The 22,033-nt window shown below is 70.8% G+C and carries 18 protein-coding genes and 2 pseudogenes; 9 read left to right on the top strand and 11 right to left on the bottom strand.

All coding sequences use genetic code 11. The features are described 5' to 3' along the window. Window positions 1–103 precede the first annotated feature (103 nt). From EAH89_RS33255 to EAH89_RS28280, 4 genes and pseudogenes are all read left to right on the top strand, one after another. A pseudogene (locus EAH89_RS33255) lies at window positions 104–2,383 on the top strand (PAS domain-containing protein); the annotation flags it as partial. A 91-nt stretch (window positions 2,384–2,474) separates the two neighbouring features. Then, complete coding sequence (locus EAH89_RS32295) at window positions 2,475–3,116, top strand: methyl-accepting chemotaxis protein (RefSeq protein WP_408906329.1); 642 nt, start codon at window positions 2,475–2,477, stop codon at window positions 3,114–3,116. A gap of 16 nt (window positions 3,117–3,132) precedes the next feature. Then, window positions 3,133–3,963 (top strand): CheR family methyltransferase, encoded by an 831-nt coding sequence (locus tag EAH89_RS28285; protein ID WP_206667714.1) that lies wholly within the window; start codon window positions 3,133–3,135, stop codon window positions 3,961–3,963. A 22-nt stretch (window positions 3,964–3,985) separates the two neighbouring features. Further along, window positions 3,986–4,411: a hypothetical protein gene (locus EAH89_RS28280; RefSeq protein ID WP_161993814.1), complete on the top strand. Its 426-nt coding sequence runs from the start codon at window positions 3,986–3,988 to the stop codon at window positions 4,409–4,411. Between the two features lie 364 nt (window positions 4,412–4,775). Here EAH89_RS28280 and EAH89_RS28275 read toward each other — a convergent pair whose 3' ends face one another. Then, window positions 4,776–5,066 (bottom strand): hypothetical protein, encoded by a 291-nt coding sequence (locus EAH89_RS28275; RefSeq protein ID WP_140887050.1) that lies wholly within the window; start codon window positions 5,064–5,066, stop codon window positions 4,776–4,778. Window positions 5,067–5,437: 371 nt separating this feature from the next. After that, window positions 5,438–6,409 (bottom strand): LysR family transcriptional regulator, encoded by a 972-nt coding sequence (locus tag EAH89_RS28270; RefSeq protein ID WP_161993813.1) that lies wholly within the window; start codon window positions 6,407–6,409, stop codon window positions 5,438–5,440. A gap of 125 nt (window positions 6,410–6,534) precedes the next feature. Here EAH89_RS28270 and EAH89_RS28265 point away from each other — a divergent pair, with 125 nt between their 5' ends. The 3 genes from EAH89_RS28265 to EAH89_RS28255 are packed head-to-tail and all read left to right on the top strand — an operon-like array spanning window position 6,535 to window position 9,568. Further along, window positions 6,535–7,599, top strand: a complete 1,065-nt coding sequence (locus EAH89_RS28265; protein WP_140887048.1) for a Bug family tripartite tricarboxylate transporter substrate binding protein — start codon at window positions 6,535–6,537, stop codon at window positions 7,597–7,599. 8 nt (window positions 7,600–7,607) lie between these two features. After that, on the top strand, window positions 7,608–8,015 hold the full coding sequence (locus tag EAH89_RS28260) for an allophanate hydrolase-related protein (RefSeq protein ID WP_140887047.1): 408 nt from the start codon (window positions 7,608–7,610) through the stop codon (window positions 8,013–8,015). A 5-nt stretch (window positions 8,016–8,020) separates the two neighbouring features. Next, entirely contained in the window at window positions 8,021–9,568 is a 1,548-nt protein-coding gene (locus EAH89_RS28255; protein ID WP_140887046.1) for a sulfatase, read from the top strand. Window positions 9,569–9,742: 174 nt separating this feature from the next. Here the strand turns inward: EAH89_RS28255 and EAH89_RS28250 are convergent, their stop codons facing one another. The 6 genes from EAH89_RS28250 to EAH89_RS28225 are packed head-to-tail and all read right to left on the bottom strand — an operon-like array spanning window position 9,743 to window position 16,198. Continuing rightward, entirely contained in the window at window positions 9,743–11,071 is a 1,329-nt protein-coding gene (locus EAH89_RS28250) for an NAD(P)/FAD-dependent oxidoreductase (protein WP_140887045.1), read from the bottom strand. 7 nt (window positions 11,072–11,078) lie between these two features. Continuing rightward, on the bottom strand, window positions 11,079–11,888 hold the full coding sequence (locus tag EAH89_RS28245) for an ABC transporter permease (RefSeq protein WP_140887044.1): 810 nt from the start codon (window positions 11,886–11,888) through the stop codon (window positions 11,079–11,081). Continuing rightward, complete coding sequence (locus EAH89_RS28240) at window positions 11,875–12,732, bottom strand: ABC transporter permease (protein ID WP_140887043.1); 858 nt, start codon at window positions 12,730–12,732, stop codon at window positions 11,875–11,877. Before EAH89_RS28240 ends, EAH89_RS28245 begins: the two co-directional genes overlap by 14 nt. Next, entirely contained in the window at window positions 12,713–13,765 is a 1,053-nt protein-coding gene (locus tag EAH89_RS28235; protein WP_140887042.1) for an ABC transporter ATP-binding protein, read from the bottom strand. Before EAH89_RS28235 ends, EAH89_RS28240 begins: the two co-directional genes overlap by 20 nt. A gap of 16 nt (window positions 13,766–13,781) precedes the next feature. Next, complete coding sequence (locus EAH89_RS32045; protein WP_140887041.1) at window positions 13,782–14,849, bottom strand: ABC transporter substrate-binding protein; 1,068 nt, start codon at window positions 14,847–14,849, stop codon at window positions 13,782–13,784. Between the two features lie 20 nt (window positions 14,850–14,869). Further along, window positions 14,870–16,198 carry an aspartate aminotransferase family protein gene (locus EAH89_RS28225; RefSeq protein WP_140887040.1) on the bottom strand — a complete coding sequence of 443 codons (1,329 nt, stop codon included), beginning with the start codon at window positions 16,196–16,198 and terminating at the stop codon, window positions 14,870–14,872. Window positions 16,199–16,331: 133 nt separating this feature from the next. Here EAH89_RS28225 and EAH89_RS28220 point away from each other — a divergent pair, with 133 nt between their 5' ends. Together EAH89_RS28220 and EAH89_RS28215 are read left to right on the top strand one after the other, a co-directional pair. Further along, on the top strand, window positions 16,332–17,126 hold the full coding sequence (locus EAH89_RS28220; protein WP_140887039.1) for a GntR family transcriptional regulator: 795 nt from the start codon (window positions 16,332–16,334) through the stop codon (window positions 17,124–17,126). Continuing rightward, complete coding sequence (locus EAH89_RS28215) at window positions 17,123–18,460, top strand: aspartate aminotransferase family protein (protein ID WP_140887038.1); 1,338 nt, start codon at window positions 17,123–17,125, stop codon at window positions 18,458–18,460. Before EAH89_RS28220 ends, EAH89_RS28215 begins: the two co-directional genes overlap by 4 nt. A gap of 576 nt (window positions 18,461–19,036) precedes the next feature. On the opposite strand, the gene EAH89_RS28210 is transcribed toward EAH89_RS28215, so the two are convergent. The 3 genes and pseudogenes from EAH89_RS28210 to EAH89_RS28200 form a co-directional block, all read right to left on the bottom strand. Then, window positions 19,037–20,197 carry a glycosyltransferase family 2 protein gene (locus EAH89_RS28210; protein WP_161993812.1) on the bottom strand — a complete coding sequence of 387 codons (1,161 nt, stop codon included), beginning with the start codon at window positions 20,195–20,197 and terminating at the stop codon, window positions 19,037–19,039. 532 nt (window positions 20,198–20,729) lie between these two features. Continuing rightward, a complete protein-coding gene (locus tag EAH89_RS28205; protein WP_140887036.1) occupies window positions 20,730–21,680 on the bottom strand; it encodes an IS481 family transposase in 951 nt (316 codons plus the stop codon). Between the two features lie 70 nt (window positions 21,681–21,750). Beyond that, a pseudogene (locus tag EAH89_RS28200) lies at window positions 21,751–22,033 on the bottom strand (IS630 family transposase); the annotation flags it as partial.

Here is a 22,033-nt window from a genome sequence, read left to right as displayed (position 1 = left end):
TGCACGCCTGATCAACCCTGATCAACCCCTGACCCGCCACCCCTGATCGCCACCCCGATCGCCACCCCTGATCGCCACCCCTGATCGCCCCCGGAGCCCGAGCATGTTCATCACCCGGACGAACCAGGCCGCCGCGCCTGCCAGCTTCTTCGACCGCCGCGCCGCGCGCGACCGACGCGCCGCCGCGCGCGACCTCGAGGCCCGCCTCGCCGCCCTCGAAGAACATCACCCCATGATCGAACTCGCCGCCGACGGAACCATCCTCGACGCTAACCAACACGCCGCCTCCGTGATGGGCCGCACGCCGGAGGCGATCCGGGGTGGCGCGCTGCTGTCCTTCCTCGGCGAGGCAGAGCCGGGCGGCACGGCCGGGCGCGCCTTCCTCGACCGCGTCGCGCGGGGGGAGGCGGCCACCGCGCGGCTGGTCCCGCTCGCGGCCGAGGGCGAGGGCGCCGTGGTGCGGCTGGACGCGTCGCCCCTGCCGTCAGAGGACGGTGGCCGGCCGCGCGCGGTCGTGCTGCTGGCGGACGCGAGCGCCGAGCGGCGGGGCCTGCGCGCCCACCGCGCGCTGCACGGCTCCCCCACCGCGCTTCTCGTCGCCGACCGCCGGGGGGTCGTCACCGAGGCCAACCCGGCCGCGGAGGCGCTGCTGGCGCGTCACGCGGAGGCGCTGCGCCAGGCCTGGCCGGGCTTCACCCCCGGCCGGATCGCCGGCACCGACGTCGGGGGGCTGCTGCGGGACGGCGCCCCCTGGCAGCGGCTGGCCGCGGACCCCTCGCAGCCGCCGGCGCGCGCCATCGTGGCGGCCGGCGGGTCGGTGCTGGAGGTCGTGGCCAGCGCCACCCGCGACGAGGCGGGGCAGCACGACGGCTTCGTGCTCGCGTGGTCAGACGTGACGGAGCAGCAGCTCCAGCAGGGGCAGGTGGCCGCGATGATCCGATCGCAGGCGGTCATCGAGTTCGACCTGGACGGCCGCATCCTGCACGCGAACGAGAACTTCCTCGCCACGATGGGCTACACGCTCGAGGAGGTGCGCGGCCGGCACCACAGCCTCTTCGTCGACGACGCCTACCGCGCGAGCGCCGAGTACCGCGCCTTCTGGGAGCGGCTGGGCCGCGGCGAGTACGACGCCGCGCAGTACAAGCGGATCGGCAAGGGCGGCCGCGAGGTCTGGATCCAGGCGAGCTACAACCCCGTGCTCGACGCGTCGGGCCGCGCGGTCCGCGTGGTCAAGTACGCGACCGACATCACGCAGCAGCGGCTGGCGACGGCGAACGCGGAGGGGCAGCTCGCCGCCATCGACAAGGCGCAGGCGGTGATCGAGTTCGACCTCGGCGGCCGGGTGCTGCACGCGAACGCCAACTTCCTGAACACGCTCGGCTACACGCTGGCCGAGGTGCAGGGCCAGCACCACAGCCTCTTCGTCGAGCCGGCGGAGCGCCAGGGCGCCGCCTACCGCGCCTTCTGGGAGAAGCTCGGGCGCGGCGAGTACGACGCCGGCCGGTACAAGCGCCTCGGCAAGGGCGGCCGCGAGGTCTGGATCGAGGCCTCCTACAACCCGATCCTCGACCTCAACGGCAAGCCGTTCAAGGTTGTGAAGTACGCCACCGACGTGACGGCGCAGGTGCAGGCCGCGGCGGCCATGACGCGGGCGGTGGAGCAGGTGGACGAGCTGGTGGCGGCGGCCCGGCGGAACGACTTCGAGCGGCGCATCCCGACCGAGGGGCTGGAGGGCGCGATCGCGAGCCTCTGCGGCGGCGTGAACGCGATGGTCGACACGATGGCGGCCCAGTTCGAGGTGAGCCAGGCCCTGCAGCGTGCGGTGGGGGAGACGCAGGCGATTGTGGCGGCGGCGGAGGGGAACGACCTGAGCCAGCGCATTCCGATGGCGGGCAAGACGGGGGAGATCGGGGATCTCTGCGCTGGCATCAACGGCATGCTGGACACGATGGCCGGCGTGGTGGCGACGATCACGGAGAGCTGCGGGGCGATCACGGTGGCCTCGCGCGAGATCGCGATGGGCAACACCGACCTGTCGCAGCGCACCGAGGAGCAGGCGGCGAGCCTGGAGGAGACCTCGGCGAGCCTCGAGGAGCTGACGAGCACGGTGCGGCAGAACGCCGACAACGCGCAGCAGGCGAACAAGCTCGCGGCCTCGGCCTCCGAGACGGCGACGCGCGGCGGGCTGGTGGTGACCGAGGTCGTGCGCACGATGGACGGCATCACCCAGTCCAGCCGCAAGATCAGCGACATCATCGGCGTGATCGACGAGATCGCCTTCCAGACGAACATCCTCGCGCTGAACGCGGCGGTGGAGGCGGCGCGCGCGGGCGACCAGGGCCGGGGCTTCGCGGTGGTCGCCGCCGAGGTGCGCAACCTCGNCCGACAACGCGCAGCAGGCGAACAAGCTCGCGGCCTCGGCCTCCGAGACGGCGACGCGCGGCGGGCTGGTGGTGACCGAGGTCGTGCGCACGATGGACGGCATCACCCAGTCCAGCCGCAAGATCAGCGACATCATCGGCGTGATCGACGAGATCGCCTTCCAGACGAACATCCTCGCGCTGAACGCGGCGGTGGAGGCGGCGCGCGCGGGCGACCAGGGCCGGGGCTTCGCGGTGGTCGCCGCCGAGGTGCGCAACCTCGCCCAGCGCAGCGCCAACGCCGCCAAGGAGATCAAGGCACTGATCTCGGACTCCGTCGAGAAGGTCGACAGCGGCTCGAAGCTCGTCACCTCGGCCGGCGAGACGATGAACGAGATCGTCACTTCGGTGAAGCGCGTGACCGACATCATGGCGGAGATCTCGGCCGCGTCCCAGGAGCAGAGCACCGGCATCGAGCAGGTGAACACCGCCGTCTCGCAGATGGACAAGATCACCCAGCAGAACGCGGCGCTGGTCGAGGAGGCCGCGGCCGCCGCCAAGTCCATGGAGGAGCAGACGACGGCGCTGGCCGAGATGGTCGCGGGCTTCGTCCTGCCGGACGGCTACGCCGCGGCGCCGGCCAAGGCCACCGCCGCGGCGCCGGCGAGGGCGGCGGGCGGGCGGGCGGCGGCCCCCCTGGCCCGGCGGCCGGCGGCGCGCGCGGTCGAGGCGGAGGATGACTGGAAGGAGTTCTGAGCGGGGGCGTTCCGCCGTGCCCGCCGCGGCGGCGCCCGGGGAGGTCGCGATCACGCGCGAGGACTTCGCGCGGATCGTCGCGAGGGTGCACGACGCCTCGGGGATCAAGCTCGGCGAGAACAAGCGCGACCTCGTCTACGGGCGGCTGCGGCGGCGGCTGCGGGCGCTTGGCCTGGCCAGCTTCGCCGCCTACTGCGACCGGCTCGACGGGCCCGACGGCGCCGACGAGCGGGTCCACCTGGTCAACGCCATCACCACGAACCTGACCGGCTTCTTCCGCGAGGCGCACCACTTCGAGTACCTCGCCACCGAGCTGCTGCCGGGGCTGCCGCGGGCGGGGCGGCGCCTGCGCGTCTGGTCGGCCGGCTGCTCGTCCGGCGAGGAGCCCTACAGCATCGCCATGACGATGGCCTCGGCCATGCCCGACCTCGCGGAGTGGGACGCGCGCGTGCTCGCGACCGACATCGACACCGAGATGGTCGCCCAGGCCGCGGCCGGGATCTACCCCGCCGACCGCGTGGCGGCGGTGCCGGAGGCGCTGCGCCGGGCCCACGTGCAGCGCCTCGACGGGGACCGCGCGGGCATGGCGCCGCGCCTGCGCTCGCTGATCGCCTTCCGGGCGCTGAACCTGCTCGGCCCCTGGCCGATGCGCGGGCCCTTCGACGTCATCTTCTGCCGCAACGTCGTCATCTACTTCGACAAGCCGACCCAGCGCGCCCTCTTCGACCGCTTCGCGGGCCTGCTCGCCCCGGGCGGGCACCTCTTCATCGGGCACTCCGAGAGCCTGTTCCGGGTGAGCGACCGCTTCGCCCATCTCGGCCGCACCATCTACCGCAAGCTCCGATGAGCGCGGAGAGCACGAGGGCCGGGTGGCTGCCCGGGGCCGCGCGGGTGGTGGTGAAGGTCGGCCCCGGCGAGCACCACGTCACGGACGACCGGGACACGGCGATCCTGACGACGCTCGGCTCCTGCGTCGCGGCCTGCGTCGCTCGCGCCTCGAGATCAAGCTCTTCGGCGGCGCGCGCCTGGCGCCGGACCACACCGCCATCGGGCCGCGCAACGCCGACTACGTCGAGGGCTACCTCCGCGCGGAGGGCATGGCGCCCGTGGTGCGCCAGCTCCGCGGCACGCTGGCCCGGCGGCTCCTCTACGTGCCCTCGACCGGGCGCGCCTTTCTGCGCGAACTGCCCGCCGAGAGCGCCCGCATCGCCGAACTCGAAACCCGCCTCGGCCACGCCATGCCCCACCCCCGGCACGGCGACGTCGAGCTGTTTGAGCCATCCAAGGGAGGATAGCCGGTGCCTGAACGCCTGCTCACCGGGATCAGCCGGACTTACTCAACCCGTGTTGCCGACGGCTTTCGTCGGATCGTGCCGGCAGCCTTGGGAGAGTTCTGGCACTCTCCGAGGCCTGTGGTCGGATCGCTTGCTTCCTTGAACCCTGACAGGCCAGGGCACGCGGGGACGCGACGCATTCGATGTCAGCCTAGCCGCCGATCTTTCCGGGCTTTAGCGCCACGGCCGCCGCCACGTGCCTACCGGCCGCCGCGCATGTAGTGGCGCTCGGGCCGGTAGGTGCTGGCGGCAACCCAGCCGCGGAGAAGGGTGAGGATCCTTCGCACCGGCCGCGAAGGCCTGATCAGAGGCAGCGGGCGAAAGGTCACGCGGCGCTCCTCCGATGGCGGGGGGAGGCGCGCCCCGCCAGAAGCGACGGCGCGCGCCTCGGCCACGGACGGTGCATCTCGGGCGAGACCGTCGGGGGAAAGCTGGTGGGCATGAAGCCGTCCCGGGTGGGGTCGGCCAGCGCCTCCATCGTCTCCGCGGCGTCCAACGCCTCGCTCAGAAGGGCGGAGCGAGCCAGCGCGCTCGTTTCTCGCGCGGCCAGCTGGCTCATGCAGGCGGTCAGCAGGGCAAACGCGCCCTGAACCTGCTGGTGATCCGAGTTCGTCATGAGCAATGAACCTGAGGGAGGTCTGGACGAGACTTACTCACGAATTCGTGAGGCGTCATGATCTAAGATCGCTGACGCGGTGAACGCAATCAGAGATTTGAACGTTCCTCATAGGCAAAGAAATGCCCGGTTGGGGTGGGCTGGCGCTGGCAAAGGCGGGCGCATCCGACGGCTGGGGTATCAACGCGCCCGACGGTTTTCCGACCTGCTCACGGTGTGCGCCTGCCCACGGGATACGGCGGTGGTCGCGCCGTGCTTCGCGCGGGTTCACGAGGCATGGTGAGACCGCGAGGCCCTACGCGGCCGGGAGCCGTCCCGCGCCCGAGGGATGATCCCGGCAGCCTTCGGCACGTTCATCGCGGGACCGCCCGTCAGCGTCCGTTCTGCCCTTCCATGTGTCCGCCCCCAAGCGCCACGGCGCCGGGCCAGCTTCCCTCCGCCACCATCTCGGCGACGCAGTCGCGCATGAGCCCCGCGACGCGCGCGACGGCGTCCGAGCCCGCGCGTCCCCTGGCACGGGCGAGGAAGCGCTGCAGGCGCAGATCGCCGATCGGCACGGCCTTCAGGGTCCCTGCCTCGAGCTCGGCCTTGACGACCGCCACCACCTCCACCATCGGCCCCACGCCCGCCAGCACAAGCTGGCGCCCCACCACGGCCGTGTCGACCTGGGCCAGCGGCGAAAGGGCTTGCTGCGCCTGGGCCTGCGCCGCGACGAGCATGCGTTGCATGGGCCCGTCGGGAGGGCCGGTCACCACCAGCGGCAAGCGGTTCAGCGCGGCCAACTCCACCCGGTCCGTGGCCAGCCGTGGATCGTCGCGCCGCCCGATGAGGCAGACCGGCTCCTCCAGAAGCGGTGTCAGCAGGAAGCGGGAGGGGTCCGACGGGCCGTTCAGGATGGCGACGTCGACGCGCCCCTCCTGGATCCAGGCCTCCAGCACCGGGCTGGCGGCCGTCGTGATCCGCAGCCGCACCTGCGGGTAGCGGCGCAGGCTCAGCGCGGCCAGGCGCCCCCCGAAAAGCTCGGCCACGCTCGGGGAGAAGCCGAGGGAGACGGTGCCCTGGGGCTCCCTCGGCTGCGCCCGCGCCTCCTCCAGCAGGGCGCCGGCTTCGGCGAGCACCGCCTCGGCGCGGGCCAGCAGGGCCTCCCCCTCCGCGGTCAGGGACACGCCCCGGGCATGGCGCTGCAGCAACTGGACGCCGAGCTCCGCCTCCAGCTTCGCGACCTGCCGGCTGAGCGCGGGCTGCGCCACCCGGAGCAGGGCCGCGGCCCGCCCGAAATGCCGTTGGCGGCCGACCGTCACGAAGTAGCGGAGCTGGCGCAGTTCCAGGGAGGGGTACTCCATGCCGTTCTGGCATCGGGCCCGTCGCCCGATGATCTTGGACTTCCCGGGCAGGGTGGCGCGATGCTGCGGCGAAAGAAAGCCGCCCGGCACCAGGCCGGCCGAGCGTCGGAGGAGGCAGCGCGCCGATGTGGACCGACCTTCCGTCCGGCTTTCGCGAACGGGCATCGGGCGGGGTGGGGCCGGCCCCACCGGGTAACCCGGCGGGGTGCGGCCGGCGGGCGTTCCTCGGCGCGTCGCTCCTCGCCGGGGCCGGGGCCGGGGCCCTGGCGCGCCCGGCCGCGGCGCAGGACCCCTGGCCTTCCCGCCCGGTCAGCATCGTCGTTCCCGGCCCAGCCGGCGGCACGGGCGACGTGATCTCCCGCTCCATCGTCCCGATGCTGCAGCAGTCCTTCGGACGGCCGGTGGTCGTGGACAACCGTCCCGGGGCGAACGGCGAGGTGGGCAGCCGTTTCGTGGCCCGCGGCGCGCCCGACGGCTACACGCTGCTGATGGGGTCGATCGGCCACTTCGCCATCAACTTCGCCCTCCGCCCCGGCCTCAGCTACGACCCGGTGAAGGACTTCGAGCCGATCACCCTGGTGGCGACCACGCCGAACGTCCTCGTCGTCCACCCGCGGAACCCGGCCCGTGACGTGGCGTCGCTCGTCGCCTGGATGAAGGAACGGGGCGACCGGACCTCCTACGCGACGAGTGGCGTCGGCTCCTCGGACCAGCTCACGATGGAGCTGTTCAAGCAGCTCACCGGCACCCAGGCCCAGCACGTGCCCTATCCCGGCGGCCCGCCGGCCCTGACCGACGTGATGGCGGGGAACGTCGAGATGGCCTTCTTCAACCTGGGCAACGTCACGAGCCACGTGCGCGAGGGACGGCTGCGCGCCATCGTCATCACCTCGGCGGAGCGCTCGTCCCTCCTGCCGGAGGTGCCGACCGGGGTGGAGGCCGGGTTGCGCGACCTCGTCGTGACCTCCTGGCAGGCGATGATGGTCCCGTCGGGCGTGCCGGCGCCGATCGTCTCGCGGCTGCACGGGGACATCACGGCCGCGCTGCGCCAGCCGCAGGTCGTGCAGCGCATGGCGGAGATCGGCTTCACTGTCTCGGCCAGCTCGCCAGCGGAGTGCCGGGCCTTCCAGATCTCGGAGATCGGCCGCTGGAAGGCGCTGATCGAGCGCCAGGGCATCCGGCCGGAGTAGGCGGAGGCATGACGAACGAGGCCGATTGCCTGCTCGCCGTGGGCAACCACCTGGCGGGTCTTTCCCGGCACCACGAGCTGGTGGAGGAGGGCGCCAGGCTCCTCCGCCCCGTTCGCACGGCCGCGTCCTACCGCCTGCTGGCGCGCGGAGCCGGGCCTCGCCCCAACCCAGGCCTGATCGAGGCGGCGCCGGGGGAGGGAGCCCGCATCGAGGGCGAGCTCTACGCGCTGCCCGCCGGCGCCGTGGAGCGGCTGGCCCGCCTCGTCCGCGCGCCCGTCCGCCTGGGCCGCGTGCGGCTGGAGGACGGGACGGAGGTGCACGGCTATCTCTGCGACCCGTCCGAGGCGGGCACGGCCCGCGACATCAGCGATCTCGGCGGCTGGCGCGCCTTCCTGGCCGGCCTGAAGGGGGATTAGGCACCGTGCGCGTCGTCTTTGTCCTGTTCGACAGCCTCAACCGCCACGCGCTCGGCGCCTATGGCGGCACCGCCGTGCCGACGCCGAACTTCGACCGCCTGAGCCGGCGCGCGGCGGTCTTCGACACGCACTACGCCGGCAGCCTGCCCTGCATGCCCGCGCGGCGCGACCTGCACACGGGGCGGCTCAACTTCCTCCACCGCGGCTGGGGCCCGCTGGAGCCCTACGACATCTCCTACGCCGCCCTGCTCGGCAAGGCCGGCGTCTACAGCCACCTTGTCTCCGACCACTTCCACTACTTCGAGGACGGCGGCGCGACCTACCACCAGCGCTACTCGAGCTGGGACTACATACGCGGCCAGGAGAAGGACAAGTGGAAGGCGCTCGTGGAGCCGCCGCTCGAGCGCTTCAAGGCCATGTACCACCCGCTCCAGCACCCGGCCGAGCCGACGGACGGGCGGCTGAACCACATGATCAACCGCGAGCACATAAAGGAGGAGGCCGACTTCCCCAGCGTGAAGTGCTTCGACGCCGCGCTGGAGTTCCTGGCCACGAACCGGCACGCCGACCGCTGGCTGCTGCACCTCGAGACCTTCGACCCGCACGAGCCCTTCCACGCGCCCGCCCGCCTGCGGGAGCGGTTCCAGACGGGCTACGAGGGCCCGATCCTCGACTGGCCCCGCTACAAGCGGGTGACGGAATCACCGGCCGAGATCGCCGAGATCCGCGCGAACTACGCGGCCCTGCTGACCCTCTGCGACGAGCAGCTCGGTCGGCTTCTCGATGTCTTCGACGAGGGAGACCTGTGGCGGGACACCGCCCTGATCGTCACCACCGACCACGGCTTCCTGTTCGGGGAGCACGAGTGGTGGGCGAAGAACGTGATGCCCTTCTACGAGGAGATCGCGCGGATCCCGCTCTTCGTCTGGCACCCCGGCCACCGGTCCGGCGGGCGGCGCAAGGCGCTGACGCAGACCATCGACCTGATGCCGACCCTGCTCGACTGCTTCGGGGTGGCGCCGCCCTCCGTGGTGACCGGCCATTCCCTCCTGCCGGTGCTCGACAGCGATGCCGCCCTGCGGGAGACGGCCATCTTCGGGATGTTCGGCGCGGCGACGAACGTGACGGACGGCCGCTACACCTACTTCCGCTACCCGCCGGACATGATGACGCAGGAGCTCAACGAGTACGTCCTCATCCCGCTCCACCAGAAGAGCTTCTTTGCGACCGAGGAGCTGGCCGGCGCCAGCCTCGTGGAGCCGTTCGGCTTCACCCAGGGCATGCCGCTCCTCAAGGTTCCCGCGCGCCCCGGGCAGAGGACGCGAGAGCCGCCGCACGGGCTCTTCGACGAGGCGCGGACCGCGCTCTACGACCTCGCGGCGGATCCTGGCCAGGCGTCGCCGATCGTGGACGAAGCGGCCGTCGTCCGCCTGACCGCCGGCATGGCCGAGGCGATGCACCGGCACGAGGCGCCGGACGAGGCGTTCCGGCGCCTGGGGCTCGAGGCGCCTCGAGCCGCCCGTCCCGGGCGTGCCGCGGCGACGCGTTCCTGATGGCGACGCCCCGCTGGATGACCCGGCTGGTGCGCCTCATCGGGTCAAGGTGGCGAAGACGCTACCGGCCGGAGCGGCGCTACATGCGCGGTGGCTGACCTGCCGGACCGGGCGCTCGCCTGAGACGGCGTCGATGCTCCGGTCGGGCCAGCGCGACGGCAGCGCTCTCCGCCCTCACGCCGCGCGGCGGTCCAGCCAGTCCCGGAACCGGTACCAGTTGCCGACCATCGGCAGCATCCAGGGGTGCCCGGTGTAGAAGGGCCGCGTCGGGAAGTCCCGGCCGTCGAAAACCGGCACGCGGTTGCTCTTGCCGAGAAGCTTCTTGCCCAGTTCTGCCCCCAGGTAGGAGAGCATCGCCACGCCGGAGCCGTTGCAGGCCATGGCGTAGTGAAGACCCTTCTGCGTCACCCCCATGTGCGGCAGGTAGTCGAAGGCGAAGGCGACATTGCCGGTCCAGGCGTGCGTGACGCGCGTGCCCTTCAGCTGCGGCCAGCGCTTCAGCATCATGTCGTGCAGGATCGGGGCGGAGACTTCCGGCGTCACCTGCGTGAAGCGGGCGCGGCCGCCGAAGAGGACGCGGCGGTTGTCGGGGGAGAGGCGGTAGTAGGTGAGGATCCGCCGGCTGTCCGCGAGCGTGCGCCGCTTGGGGATCAGGCTGCGCGCCAGGTTGGGGTCGATCTCCTCCGTCGCGATGATGTGCGAGGCGACGGGGATCAGGCGGCGGCGCAGGTCCGGTGTCAGGGCGCCCGTGTAGCCGTTGGTCGCGATCACCACCTCCCGCGCCTCGATTGGCCCGCGCGAGGTCTCGACCCGCCATCCGTTCGCGAGCCGCGTCAGCGCCCCCGCCCGCGTGCGGCCAAGCAGCACCGCGCCGTGGCGCTGCGCCGCCGCCATCAGGCCGCGGTGGTAGAGCCCCGGGTGCAGCTTGCCCGTGCGGTTCACGACCATGCCGCCGTGGTAGTAGTCGGAGGCGATCTCCTCCCGCTGGCGCTCGCGCGGGAGCATGGAGGCGTCGGCATCGGCGAGCTCGTTCAGCGTGTCGATCTTGGCGGCCATGCCGTCGTAGTGCTTCGGCGTCCAGGCGCCGACGAAGCGGCCGGTGCGCTCGTAGTGGCAGGCGATGCCCTCGCGCTGGATCAGGGCCTCGATGTGGGCGAGGCCCTCGGAGGCATCCCCCATGATGGCGCGGAGCCACTCCTTCACCTCGTCGGGGCTCTGCCGTCCCTTCGCGCCGGAAAGGCCCTTGCCCACGTTGTTGCCGCCGGAGACGCCGCCGCCGTTGCGGGTCGAGGCGCCGAAGCCGAGCGGCTCCGCGTCGAGCACCACCGGGTGGGCGCCGCCCCGGCCGAGCTCGATCGCGCAGTTGAGCCCGGTCAGCCCGCCGCCGACGATCACCACGTCCGCCCGCGGCGGCAGGTCGGCCGGCGGGTCCTCTCCCATGGGGATCGCCTCCCACCAGTAGGGAAGGGCCTTGAAGCCGGGGTGGAAGATCGTCCCGTCCATGATGTCCTCAGCGCGTGATGGTCGTGGTGAGCGCGCCACGGCCGAAGAGGCTGGTCAGGCCAAGGCACAAGCCCACCAGCAGGATCTGGAGGACCGACACCGCCGCGATGGTCGGGTCGATCTCCATCATGATGTTGTCGAACATCTTCTTGGGCAGGGTCATCGACGCGCCCGAGAGGAACATGGCCAGCACCAGCTCGTCGAAAGAGCTGATGAAGGCGAGGAAGGCCGCGGAGATGAGGCTCGGCCGCAGCTGCGGCAGAGTGACGCGCCAGACGATGAGCGGCCAGGCCGCGCCCAGCCCGGCCGCGGCCTGCTCCTGCGCCTCGTCGAAGGTCCGCAGCCCGGCGCCGACCAGGATGACGACGAAGGGCAGCGCCAGCACCGTGTGGGCGACCGCGACGCCGTACCATTCCCCGATCAGTTGCAGGCGGGAGAAGACGCCGTAGAGGGCGATGGAGAGGATGATCGTCGGCACGATGATCGGCGCCGCCGCCAGCCGGTCAAGCACCCGCACCCCCGCCAGGCGGGAGCGGACGAGGAAGAAGGCGAGGGGAACCCCGAGCGCCATCGCCAGCACCGTGCACAGCGTCGCGACCTGCAGGCTGCGGAGGGTGGCGTCGATCCAGCCGGGATCGCCGAGGTAGCGCTCATACCACTGCCAGGAGAAGCCGGGAGGCGGGAACTGCAGGTAGGACGCAGACGAGACCGAGATGGGGAAGACGACGAGCAGCGGCAGCATGAGGAACAGGAAGACGAGCCCCGCGAAGCCCGTCAGGAGGAGGTTGCCGAGGGAGAAGCGCCTAGGGCGTCGCATGGCGGGTCCCCCGGGTCAGCCGTCCGATCAGCGCGTAGATCACCAGGGTTGCGGCGAGCAGCACCGTGGAGAGGGCGGCGGCGAAGGGCCAGTCGAGGAACTCCCGCACCTGCTGCTCGATGAGCATCGAGATCATGATGACGCGGCCGCCGCCCAGCAGCGCCGGCGTGATGAAGAAGCCGAGCGACAGCACGAAGACGAGCGCGCAGCCCGCGGAGACGCCGGAGAGGGAGAGCGGGAGGGTGATCCGCAGGAAGGAGCGCCAGGCCGGCGCGCCAAGCCCCTCCGCCGCGCGGGAAAGGTCAGGGTCGACCCGCAGGAGCGCCGCGTAGATGGGCAGCACCATGTAGGGCAGCAGCACCTGCACCATGCCGATGAGCACGCCCCCCAGGTTGTGCAGCAGCGGCAGCGGGGCGTCGATCCAGCCCCAGTCGCGCAGCGATCGGTTGATCACGCCGTTCCGCCCCAGCAGGACCAGCCAGGCGTAGGTGCGGACGAGAACGCTGGTCCAGAAGGGCAGGAGCAGCGCGAAGAGGCCGAGCGCCAGGCCGAGGCGACCGGCGCGCGAGAGCCAGACGGCCACGGGATAGGCCAGGAGCAGGCAGATCCCCGTGACCATCGCCGCGATCTTCAGGCTGTCGGCCAGCACCGTCACGTAGAGCTCGTCGAGCGCCGCCTTTTCGAAATGCTCCAGCGTGCCGCCCTCGACGGAGAGCGAGAGGAGGCGCAGCACCGGCCAGGCGAAGACCAGCCCGATCACCAGCAGGGCCGGTGCGCCGAGGAGGAACAGCCCGAGCTCGCGCCGCCGCGCGAGCGTCCGCCGGCTATCGCCGGGGGACGACATGCACGTCCTCCGGCGAGAAGCCCACGAGCATCGTCGCCCCTTCCGGGGCGGGGGGCGGGGAGGAGGGGCGCAGCGGGACGCGCGCGAGGACCTCTCCCCCGCCCTCCATCCGCAGGCGCAGCTTGGCGGAGAGGCCGAGGAAGATCGTCTCGACCACCCGCCCGCGCCCCTGGCAGGGGGCGGCCTCAGCGTCGGCCGCGAGCCGCAGCGCCTCCGGCCGGAGGAGCAGCGTGACCGCGCCCGGCGGGTGCGACCCCGGCAGCGGCACGCCGCCGAAGCCCGGCACCGCGGCGACCCCGTCCCGCAGCCCGCCCTCGAGCAGGTTGGACTCGCCCAGGAAGTCCGCCACGAAGCGGGTGGCGGGGCGGGCGTAGAGCTCCGCGGGCGGACCCACCTGCTCGATCCGCCCCCCCTCCATGACGGCGATGCGGTCCGACATGATCAGGGCCTCCTCCTGGTCATGGGTGATGAACAGCGTCGTCAGCCGCAGCCGGCGCTGCAGGCGCCGCACCTCGAGCTGCAGCGCCTCGCGCAGCTTGCGGTCGAGCGCGCCGAAGGGCTCGTCGAGCAGGAGGAGCCGGGGCCCGAACACGACGGCGCGGGCCAGCGCCACGCGCTGCTGCTGCCCGCCGGAGAGCTGGCGCGGCAGCCGCGCGCCGAAGGCCTGCAGCTCCACCAGCCGCAGCGCCTCCTCCACCCGTCGTCCGATCTCCTCGCGCGGGCGCCGGCGCATCTCGAGCGGGAAGGCGACGTTCTGCGCGACCGTCATGTGCGGGAACAGCGCGTAGTTCTGGAACACCATGCCCATGTCGCGCCGCCGGGGAGGGGAAAGGGTGACGTCCTCGCCCCCCAGCAGCACGGCCCCCTCGTCCGGGACTTCGAAGCCGGCGACGGTCTTGAGAAGCGTCGTCTTGCCGGAGCCGGACGGGCCCAGGATGGTCAGGAACTCCCCTTCCGCGACGTCGAGGTCGACGCCGCCCAGCGCCGCGACCGGGCCGAACCGCCGGACGACCCCCTTGACCGAGAGCTGCACCCGCGCCGTCCCGCCCTCAGCCGCGCAGCATCCAGCGGTTCCAGCGCTCCTGCGCGCGCGCGCCGTTCTCCGTCCACCAGGCGACGTCGAGCCAGAACTGCTTTCCCATGTTCTCCGGCGCGGTCGGCAGCAGCGGGCGGACATCGTCGGCGATGAAGTTCATCGCCTCCGGGTTCAGCCCGGCGTAGGACAGCTCGTTGGCGTAGACCGCCTGGAGGCGCGGGTCGGTCATGACCTGCAGGAACTGCTGCCCCCAGTAGGCCTGACGCGTGCCGCGCGGGATGCCGTAGACGCTGCTCTTGAGGCTGCCGCCGGTGAAGTCGGTGGCGACCGGCGCGCCGCGCCGCGTCAGCTCGAAGAAGCGGCCGTTCCAGCCCGTCGCGAGCACGACCTCCTTGTCCACGAGGAGCTGCGCGGGCTGCGCGCCCGTGGACCACCAGACGGCGATGTGCGGGCGGATCGCGTCGAGTTTGCGGAAGGCGCGGTCCATGTCGAGCGGGTAGAGCTTGTCCAGCGGCACGCCGTCCGCCAGCAGGGCGAATTCGAGGTTGTCGACAGGGTGGTTGCGCAGCGAGCGGGCGCCGGGGAAGCGGCGCACGTCCCAGAACTCCGCCCAACCCTTCGGCTGGCTGTTATTGGGGAACACATCGGTGCGGTAGCCGAGCGCGGTGGAATAGGCGGAGGAGACGTAGACATGGGAGTCCCGCCCCACCGCCGGGTAGTTCGACAGGTCGATGATGCTGGTGTCGAGCGGCTCGAGGAGGTTCATCTCCTTCGCCCGCGTCGCGTCCTGCCCGCCGATCTCCGTGACGGTCCATTCCGGATTGCCGCTGTTCACCATCGCGCGCAGCTTGCCGAAGTCCACCGGGGAGGTGTCCACGACGCGGATGCTGTGGCGGCGCTCGAACTCGGCGAAGTAGGTCCGCCGGAAGATGTTCGCCATGGCCCCGCCCGAGGCGTTCACCACGATGCGGTCCGGCTTCGGCGGCGCGGCGCGCTGCGCCAGGGCGGGCAGCGGCAGGGCGGCGGCGAGCAGCCCGCCGGCCGTCCGGAGGATGCCGCGGCGCTTCAACTGGATCGTCATGACGACCTCTCCCTGTTCGGTCATGCAGGATGGGCTTGCCGCTTGAGCAGCGGCTCGCGGATCGCGATGAACTCGGCGACGGCATCGGCGAAGCGCTCGGTCTCGGCCTCGCCCACGGGAAGGCTGAGGGCCACCATCCCGCGCCGGGCGAGGTACAGGCCGGCCTCCATCATGTCGAAGAAGAACAGCTCGCGCAGGCCTTCCTCGGCTGGCGTGGGCGCGGCGGGGCGGTCGATGGGGCCCGCGCGGAACTGCACGGTCATCATGGAGCCGAGCCCGGTGAAGCCCATCTCCACGCCCGCCGCGGCGCAAAGCCCGTTCAGCCGCGCCCGCAGCGCCTCGCCGCGCGCGAAGAGGGCCTCCGCGGCCTCGGGGCCGAAGACCTCGCCCATGGCGACGCAGCCCGCGGCCATGGAGAGCGCGTTGTTGTTGAAGGTGCCCGCGTGGGTGAGCGGGCCGGCGAACTGGTCCATGATGTCCCGCCCCCCCCCGAAGGCGCCGAAGCTCATGCCGCCCGCGACGTATTTCCCGAGGGTCGTCAGGTCCGGCACGAGGCCCAGCCGGGCCTGCCAGCCCCCGGCCGCCATGCGGGAGGTCATCACCTCGTCGAAGATGAGCGGGATGCCGGCCGCCGCGGTCTCCTCGCGCAGCGCGGCCAGGAATTCGGGGCGCGCGGGGATGCAGCCGCCGGAGCCGAGCATCGGCTCGATGATCACGGCGCCGAGCGTCGCCGCGTGCTCCCGGATCGCGCTCACGGCGCCGTCGAGGTCGTTGTAGTCCGCGAGCACCGTCGGCACGGGCAGAGCCAGCGGGCTGCTGCCCGCGAGCGGGAAGGAGAGCACGCCGCCGTGGTAGCCGCCCCGGAAGGCGAGCAGGGCGGGTCGGCCGGTGAAGGCGCGCGCCGCCATCACCGCGATGAGGTTGGCCTCCGTCCCGCTGTTGGTGAAGCGGACGCGCTCCATCGACGCGAAGCGGGCGCAGAGGATGGCCGCCAGGCGTTGCTCCGCCTGCCCGACGGCGGCGAGGCTGATGCCGTTGGCCAGCGCCTGGCGCAGGGCCTCGTGGATGCGAGGCTCCGAATGACCGAAGAGCCCGGCCGTGTACTCGCCGCAGAGGTCGACATACTCGTGCCCGTCGAGGTCCCAGAGCCGGCAATCCGCGCCGCGCGCCATGGCCGTGGGAAAAGGCGTGTAGGCGAGCACCGAGCGCGTGTTGCCGCCGGGCAGGACGGCGGCGGCCAGGCGGTGCTGCTCGGCGCTCGCCGGCCGCGCCGCCGCGTAGCGGGCCCGCGCCTCCGCCAGGGCACCGGGGAGGTCGCTGTTGCGGGGAAGCGGCCGCGCGGCGCTCATGCCGCCCTGCCGGGGAGGGGGTGCGGGCCGGGCGCGTGCCCGGTCCATGCGTGGCGAAGAAAAGCGCGACGGCTCACGGAAGCCCCTTCTGCCATCCCAAATTAGGACATACTGTGATCACGAAAACTGACGCATGCAAGCTTCTTCGAACAGCGAGCCCTCCCTCGAGGAACAGGCCTACCGCCGCCTCCGCCAGGCCCTGGTGGAGGGCGTGTTCACGCCGGGGCAGAAGCTTTCCATCCGCCGCGTCGCCGCGGCGCTGGGAACAAGCCCCATGCCGGCACGCACCGCGCTGCGCCGCCTCTCGGCGGAGCAGGCCGTGGACGTCCTGCCCTCCGGCACCGCGGTCGTGCCGCGGCTGACGCGCGCGGCCTTCGCGGAGCTGGGCGCGATCCGGGCGGAACTGGAGCCGCTCGCCGTCCGGCTCGCCACGCCGGCGATCGACCGGGCGACGCAGGCGGCCCTGACGAAGGTGGTGCGGGCCGGCCGGTCGGCGCGGGAGGCGAACGACGCCGTGGAGGTGCTCCGGGCCGACCGGCAGTTCCTGTTCACCCTCTATCAAGCCGCCGCGGCGCCGATGCTGCTCGGCATCATCGAGACGCTCTGGCTGCGGCGCGGGCCGCATTTCTGGGACGCGCGCTGGCTGATCCTGGGCCGCGTTCCCGCGGCCAGCCGCCATGTCGAGATCCTGGAGGCCCTGCATCGGAAGGATGGCGATCGCGCCTCGGCCGAGCTGAAGGCCGAGATCGAGAGTACGACGGCCTACCTTCTCGAGCGCATGCGCTTCGTGGACGATCCCGGCGCGGACGGGGACCTCAAGGGCCTGGAACCCTTGGAGGGCGCGTCACGCAAGCGCATCGCCCCGCCCGACACGTCCCCCTCACAAGCGCCCGTCGAGGCGCCCCGTCCCTTGAGGAGATCCCGATGAGCCGCGTCCTGCATCGCAACCTGCGCGCCGACCCCGTCCTCGCCGCGACCGGCGACGGGCTGTGGCTGCGGGCGGCGGAGGGCTGGGGCGTGATCGACGCCTCGGGCGGGGCGGCGGTCGCCTGCCTCGGCCACGGGAACCGCCGCGTGATCCAAGCGATGACCGCGCAGGCCGAGCGGCTCGCCTACGCGCACACCGTCTTCTTCTCCTGCGAAGCGGCGGAGGAGCTGGCGGAGCTTCTCGTCGGCGAGGAGCCCGGCGGGCTCGCGCGGGCCTACTTCGCCTCCTCCGGCTCCGAGGCAATGGAGGCCGCGCTGAAGCTCTCGCGCCAGTACTTCCTCGAGATCGGGCAGCCGCAGCGGCGGCGCTACATCGCGCGGCACCAGAGCTACCACGGCAACACGCTGGGCGCGCTCGGGCTGGGCGGGAACATGGCGCGTCGCGAGCCCTACGCGCCGATCCTCGCGGACTGCTTCAGCCACGTCTCCCCCTGCTTCGCCTATCGCGGCCAGGGGGAGGGGGAGAGCGACGCCGCCTATGTCGCCCGCCTGGCGGCGGAGCTGGAGGACGAGTTCCAGCGGCTCGGCCCCGACAGCGTCATCGCCTTCGTCGCCGAGACGGTGGTGGGGGCCACGACGGGCTGCGTGGCGGCGGTGCCCGGCTACTTCCGCGCCGTGCGGGAGGTCTGCGACCGCCACGGGGCCCTGCTGATCCTTGATGAGGTGATGTGCGGCATGGGCCGCACGGGCACGCTGCACGCCTGGGAGCAGGAGGGCGTCGCGCCCGACATCCAGACGATCGCCAAGGGGCTCGGCGGGGGCTACCAGCCGATCGGCGGCGTGCTGGCCGGGCGCCGGGTGGTGGAGGCGCTCTCGGCCGGCTCGGGCGGCCTCAAGCACGGCCATACCTACCAGGCGCATCCGGTGGCCTGCGCCGCCGCGCTCGAGGTGCAGCGGATCATCCGCGAGGAAGGGCTGCTGGAGAGGGTGCGGTCCCTTGGGGAGCGGCTCGGGGCCGGGCTGCGCGAGCGCCTGGGCCACCACCTGCGGGTCGGCGACGTGCGGGGGCGCGGCCTGTTCTGGGCGCTGGAGTTCGTGGAGGACCGCGCGACGCGGCGCAGCTTCGACCCGGATCATCGCGTCAACGACCGGATCAAGGAGGCGGCGCTCCGCCGCGGCATCGCGATCTACCCCATGGGCGGCACGGTCGATGGGACGCGGGGCGACCACGTCATCGTCGCACCGCCCTACATCGCCGACGCGGCGGCCCTCGACGCCATCGCGGACCGAATGGCCGATGCCGTGCAGGACGTGTTCGGGACGAGTGCGGGATAGATTGTCACCTGCACTGCGTTTCGGGCTGAGGAGGGTGTCGCGTCCGGCCTCGAGCGCCGAGGTTGGGACCAGCGCATCGTCGACTGTTTGGCCGAGCCCTTCCGGGAGGCGCGGGGGCGGTCTGTGCGCCGCGGAGGTGAGGGGACAGGGCGGTGGGAGGAGGGCGCCGATAGTGCCGAGGGCCCGGGTGATGTCCAGCTAGGGCTGCTGTAGCTCGCGACAGGCCATGGCGGTGAAACCGTTGAGCGCCTGCACGCCTATGAAGCCGTCACGCGCTAGCAGGGTTCTTGCTGCCTCGTGGTGAGCTTTGGGCTGTCGAGCAGCGCGGAGCAGCATGCCAGTGTCGAGGAAGGGCAGGGTCCTTTGCCGCGTGCGTTGGCCGCTTCGCGCGAGACGCGGAAATCCTCGGGCAGTTGCCAGCCGAGACCGGCAAGTCGACGGTGCCCGCGCGTTACCCTTGTTCACGTCGGGCGCTGGCAGTCTTCTGGCCTCCAGCCTGGTGCCTGGCAGCGCCAAGATGACGTCGAGGTGCCCGAGCCCACCGCAACGCCCACGGAGCTAGCGCCTCCACCCCAATCAGATCGCCGGGCGCGAGCGCAACCGCCTCATCCATCGACGGAGCCGAGCCTCAAGGGAGAACCGTGCAACCTGCCCGAGTGTTCGCGCGAGCAGCGTCGGCGGGAGGAGCATCGCCACTTCCCGGAGACGCCGGCCATACACCATCTTTGTTCCAACCGAGACGAGCTTCTCGCGCACCTCTTCCGTATTCTCCCGACAAAATCGGTACCAGTTCGCCGTGAGGGTGCGCCGCACGAAGCGGCAATCCTCTTCGTCCAGGTAGTAGGGACGGTAGATCGCACCCTCGACGATCTTTACCGCCACTGCGAGCTCGAGATAGGCGCGTTCCTCCGGGGTCAGGTCCCCCATGACAAGCTGGAGCAAGCCGGTGGTGGTGTCGGTCTGACGATACGCAGCGAGGCGCTCCGGTGGAAAAACGAGATCGGGTAGCCCGCTCCGGCGCCGGACTGCCGAGATTGCGGAAAGCTGGGAGTTGAGCGCGCTGATACGCCCGTTCTGAATCGACGTGCCCGAGATGCTGCCCGCGTGAATGCGATACTCGCCGAGCAGGTCCGGGAGGTTGCACATCCCGCCCCGCTCCTGAACCCGCCAGTAGAGGTCGGTGTCCTCGGCGTGAAAGGCGTGCCGGTAGCCGCCGACGGCGACGAGGGCATCGCGCCGGATCATGAGGAATGGGTGAAGGATGTATGGTTCCCGAGAGGGAAACCAGTGGGGATCAGCAATATCGGGCTGTGGCAGGCGCGAGTAGCCTCCCTGATGTCGGCCGGCAGCGTCGATCAGCCGGGTAGCTGCGCCCACCGCAACGCAATCGGCATGAGTCTCCAGGTAACGGAGTTGCACCTCGAAGCGGTTGGGGTAGGCAACGTCGTCCGCGTCATGGCGGGCGATGTAGGGCGATCGGCAATAGCCGAACCCGACATTCAGGGTATCGACGATGCCGCTGTTGAACGGCTTCCGGATCAACTCAAGTCGGGGATCTTCAAGAGAAATTTCGGAAACGATCGCCGCTGTTGCATCGGTCGATCCGTCATCAATCACGAGGATCCGGACATCCGATACTGTCTGTTCCTGGATTGATCGGAGGGACGCACGAACAGTATTGGCAGCGTTGTAGACAGGGATGAGTACGTCGACTCGACACGCGGTGTCCGAAGGCACGAAATCAATCCTCACGCTTGGCGAATCGGATAGAGAAGATGTCGATCCATCTGAAGACGACGGACGGGCCGACGTTCACCGCAGGGTTGAGGAGGCAACCGGCCCAAATCATGCGCTTTAAGCGCCGTGCTTTCGGCGATATGCCTGGAGGTGACGGACAGGGGCACGTGAGGTTCATTGTGCGACCTCCTGATGGGGTAAACCAGTAATTCAGTACAATTTAAAAACTATTAAGGCGAATTGTTAATCCTGAGGAATGCGCTGTGTCGGTCAGCCTGGCGATCGAAGTGAGGTAGGACCGTAGAGGACGACGCGCTGCCATCCTCGACGGAAGCCGAGCTTGGCCTTCGAGGCGAATGCCGGTCGCCGCCATGGCGTTGTCAAGCAGTGCCTCTGAGCGACGAATTGGAATGTGTACGATGCGTCCCTGCGTGGACGCGGCAGTTTGACGGTGTGGTCCACAGGGACGGCGATCGCGGCGTGGAAGGCCAAGTGCCGAACCATGCGGAATGGATCGCTGCGCCCTTCAACTCTAGGTGTACGGTTCCGGGGTGTGGTGTGACGGATCGAGCCTGAAGCGTTCAGGCTCTTTCGTCCATGTTTGGTGGATGAACTCGTTGGGTGTGAGGTTGCGCAAGGTCTTGAGCCGGCGTGCATGGTTGTAGGCGTCGACGAAGAGCTGGAGGTGGGACCGCAGCTGCTCGTGGGTGTCGTAGTGGTAGCGCTTGACGGTGGCGTCCTTGATGGTGCGGTTCATCCGCTCGACCTGGCCGTTGGTCCAGGGATGATTGATCTTGGTCAGCCGGTGCTCGATGCCGTGCTGGCGGCAGACACGGTCGAAGATGTGCTCTGTGTCCCAGATGTCCTGTTCGCGCGGGGTGAACTGCACGCCGTTGTCGGTCAGCACGGTGTGGATGCGGTAGGGAATGGCTTCGATTAGCTCGCGGAGGAACTGAGCAGCCTCCGTTTTACCCGCACTCGGGACGAGGCGGACGAAGGCGAGCTTGCTGGTGCGATCGATGGCCACGAAGAGGCGCAGCTTACCTTCTTCGGTGCTGACCTCGGCCAAGTCGATGTGGAAGTAGCCGATGGGATAGGTGGCAAAGCGCTGCCGGGCCGGTTTGTCTCCGCCGACCTGGGGTAAGCGGCTGATGCCGCACCGCTCGAGGCAGCGGTGCAGCGTCGAGCGCGTCAGATGAGGAATGGTGGGCTGGAGGGCGTAGAGGCAGTCGTCCAATGGCAGCAGCGTGTGCCGACGGAAGGCGATGACAATAGCCTCCTGCTCGGGTGTCAGGACGGTGAAACGGGGCTCCTTCGGGCCCATGGGAGCATCGGTCGTCGTGGCCCGCTTGCGCCAGTTCTGGACCGTGGTGGGACTGACACCGAAGCGCCGGGCCAGGGTCCTTACGCTCTCTTGCTGTAGCTGGATCGCGCGACGAACCGCCTCCGTCGTGCGGGCGCATCCGTGAAGAACCTGGCCCATAGCGCGTCCCTCGCAGCATGGTGGTCAAGCGTACCACCACACCCCGCGATCAAACACCTAGTGCACTGACTCAGACAGAAGATGCAGGGAGCCTGGCCAGCTTGTCGAGAATGATGTCGGCGGACTTGATCCAGGCGAATGGCTTGGCGGCCTTGTTGTGGTCTCGGATGTAGCGAGTGATCGCGTCCTGCAGGTCGGGCACCGACTTGAAAACGCCGCGGCGGATGCGCCTGCGGGTGATGGCCGAGAAGAAACCTTCGACGGCGTTGAGCCAGGACGCCGAAGTCGGCGTGAAGTGGAAGATCCAGCGCGGGTGATCCGCCAGCCACTGCTGCACCTTGGGGTGCTTGTGG

The sequence above is a fragment of the Muricoccus nepalensis genome, from assembly GCF_006438825.1.
Taxonomy (GTDB): domain Bacteria; phylum Pseudomonadota; class Alphaproteobacteria; order Acetobacterales; family Acetobacteraceae; genus Roseomonas; species Roseomonas nepalensis.
Note: the sequence above shows the minus strand (reverse complement) of the source record. Positions and strands in the feature narration are given on the sequence as shown.

Coding starts and splice junctions, on each gene's coding strand:
- EAH89_RS28250 (WP_140887045.1), bottom strand. CDS start 11,071: ATGGACGGGACGATCTTCCACCCCGGCTTCAAGGCCCTTCCCTACTGG.
- EAH89_RS28270 (WP_161993813.1), bottom strand. CDS start 6,409: ATGGAGTACCCCTCCCTGGAACTGCGCCAGCTCCGCTACTTCGTGACG.
- EAH89_RS28260 (WP_140887047.1), top strand. CDS start 7,608: ATGACGAACGAGGCCGATTGCCTGCTCGCCGTGGGCAACCACCTGGCG.
- EAH89_RS28240 (WP_140887043.1), bottom strand. CDS start 12,732: ATGTCGTCCCCCGGCGATAGCCGGCGGACGCTCGCGCGGCGGCGCGAG.
- EAH89_RS28225 (WP_140887040.1), bottom strand. CDS start 16,198: ATGAGCGCCGCGCGGCCGCTTCCCCGCAACAGCGACCTCCCCGGTGCC.
- EAH89_RS28215 (WP_140887038.1), top strand. CDS start 17,123: ATGAGCCGCGTCCTGCATCGCAACCTGCGCGCCGACCCCGTCCTCGCC.
- EAH89_RS32295 (WP_408906329.1), top strand. CDS start 2,475: ATGGACGGCATCACCCAGTCCAGCCGCAAGATCAGCGACATCATCGGC.
- EAH89_RS28265 (WP_140887048.1), top strand. CDS start 6,535: ATGTGGACCGACCTTCCGTCCGGCTTTCGCGAACGGGCATCGGGCGGG.
- EAH89_RS28245 (WP_140887044.1), bottom strand. CDS start 11,888: ATGCGACGCCCTAGGCGCTTCTCCCTCGGCAACCTCCTCCTGACGGGC.
- EAH89_RS32045 (WP_140887041.1), bottom strand. CDS start 14,849: ATGACGATCCAGTTGAAGCGCCGCGGCATCCTCCGGACGGCCGGCGGG.
- EAH89_RS28205 (WP_140887036.1), bottom strand. CDS start 21,680: ATGGGCCAGGTTCTTCACGGATGCGCCCGCACGACGGAGGCGGTTCGT.
- EAH89_RS28220 (WP_140887039.1), top strand. CDS start 16,332: ATGCAAGCTTCTTCGAACAGCGAGCCCTCCCTCGAGGAACAGGCCTAC.
- EAH89_RS28275 (WP_140887050.1), bottom strand. CDS start 5,066: ATGACGAACTCGGATCACCAGCAGGTTCAGGGCGCGTTTGCCCTGCTG.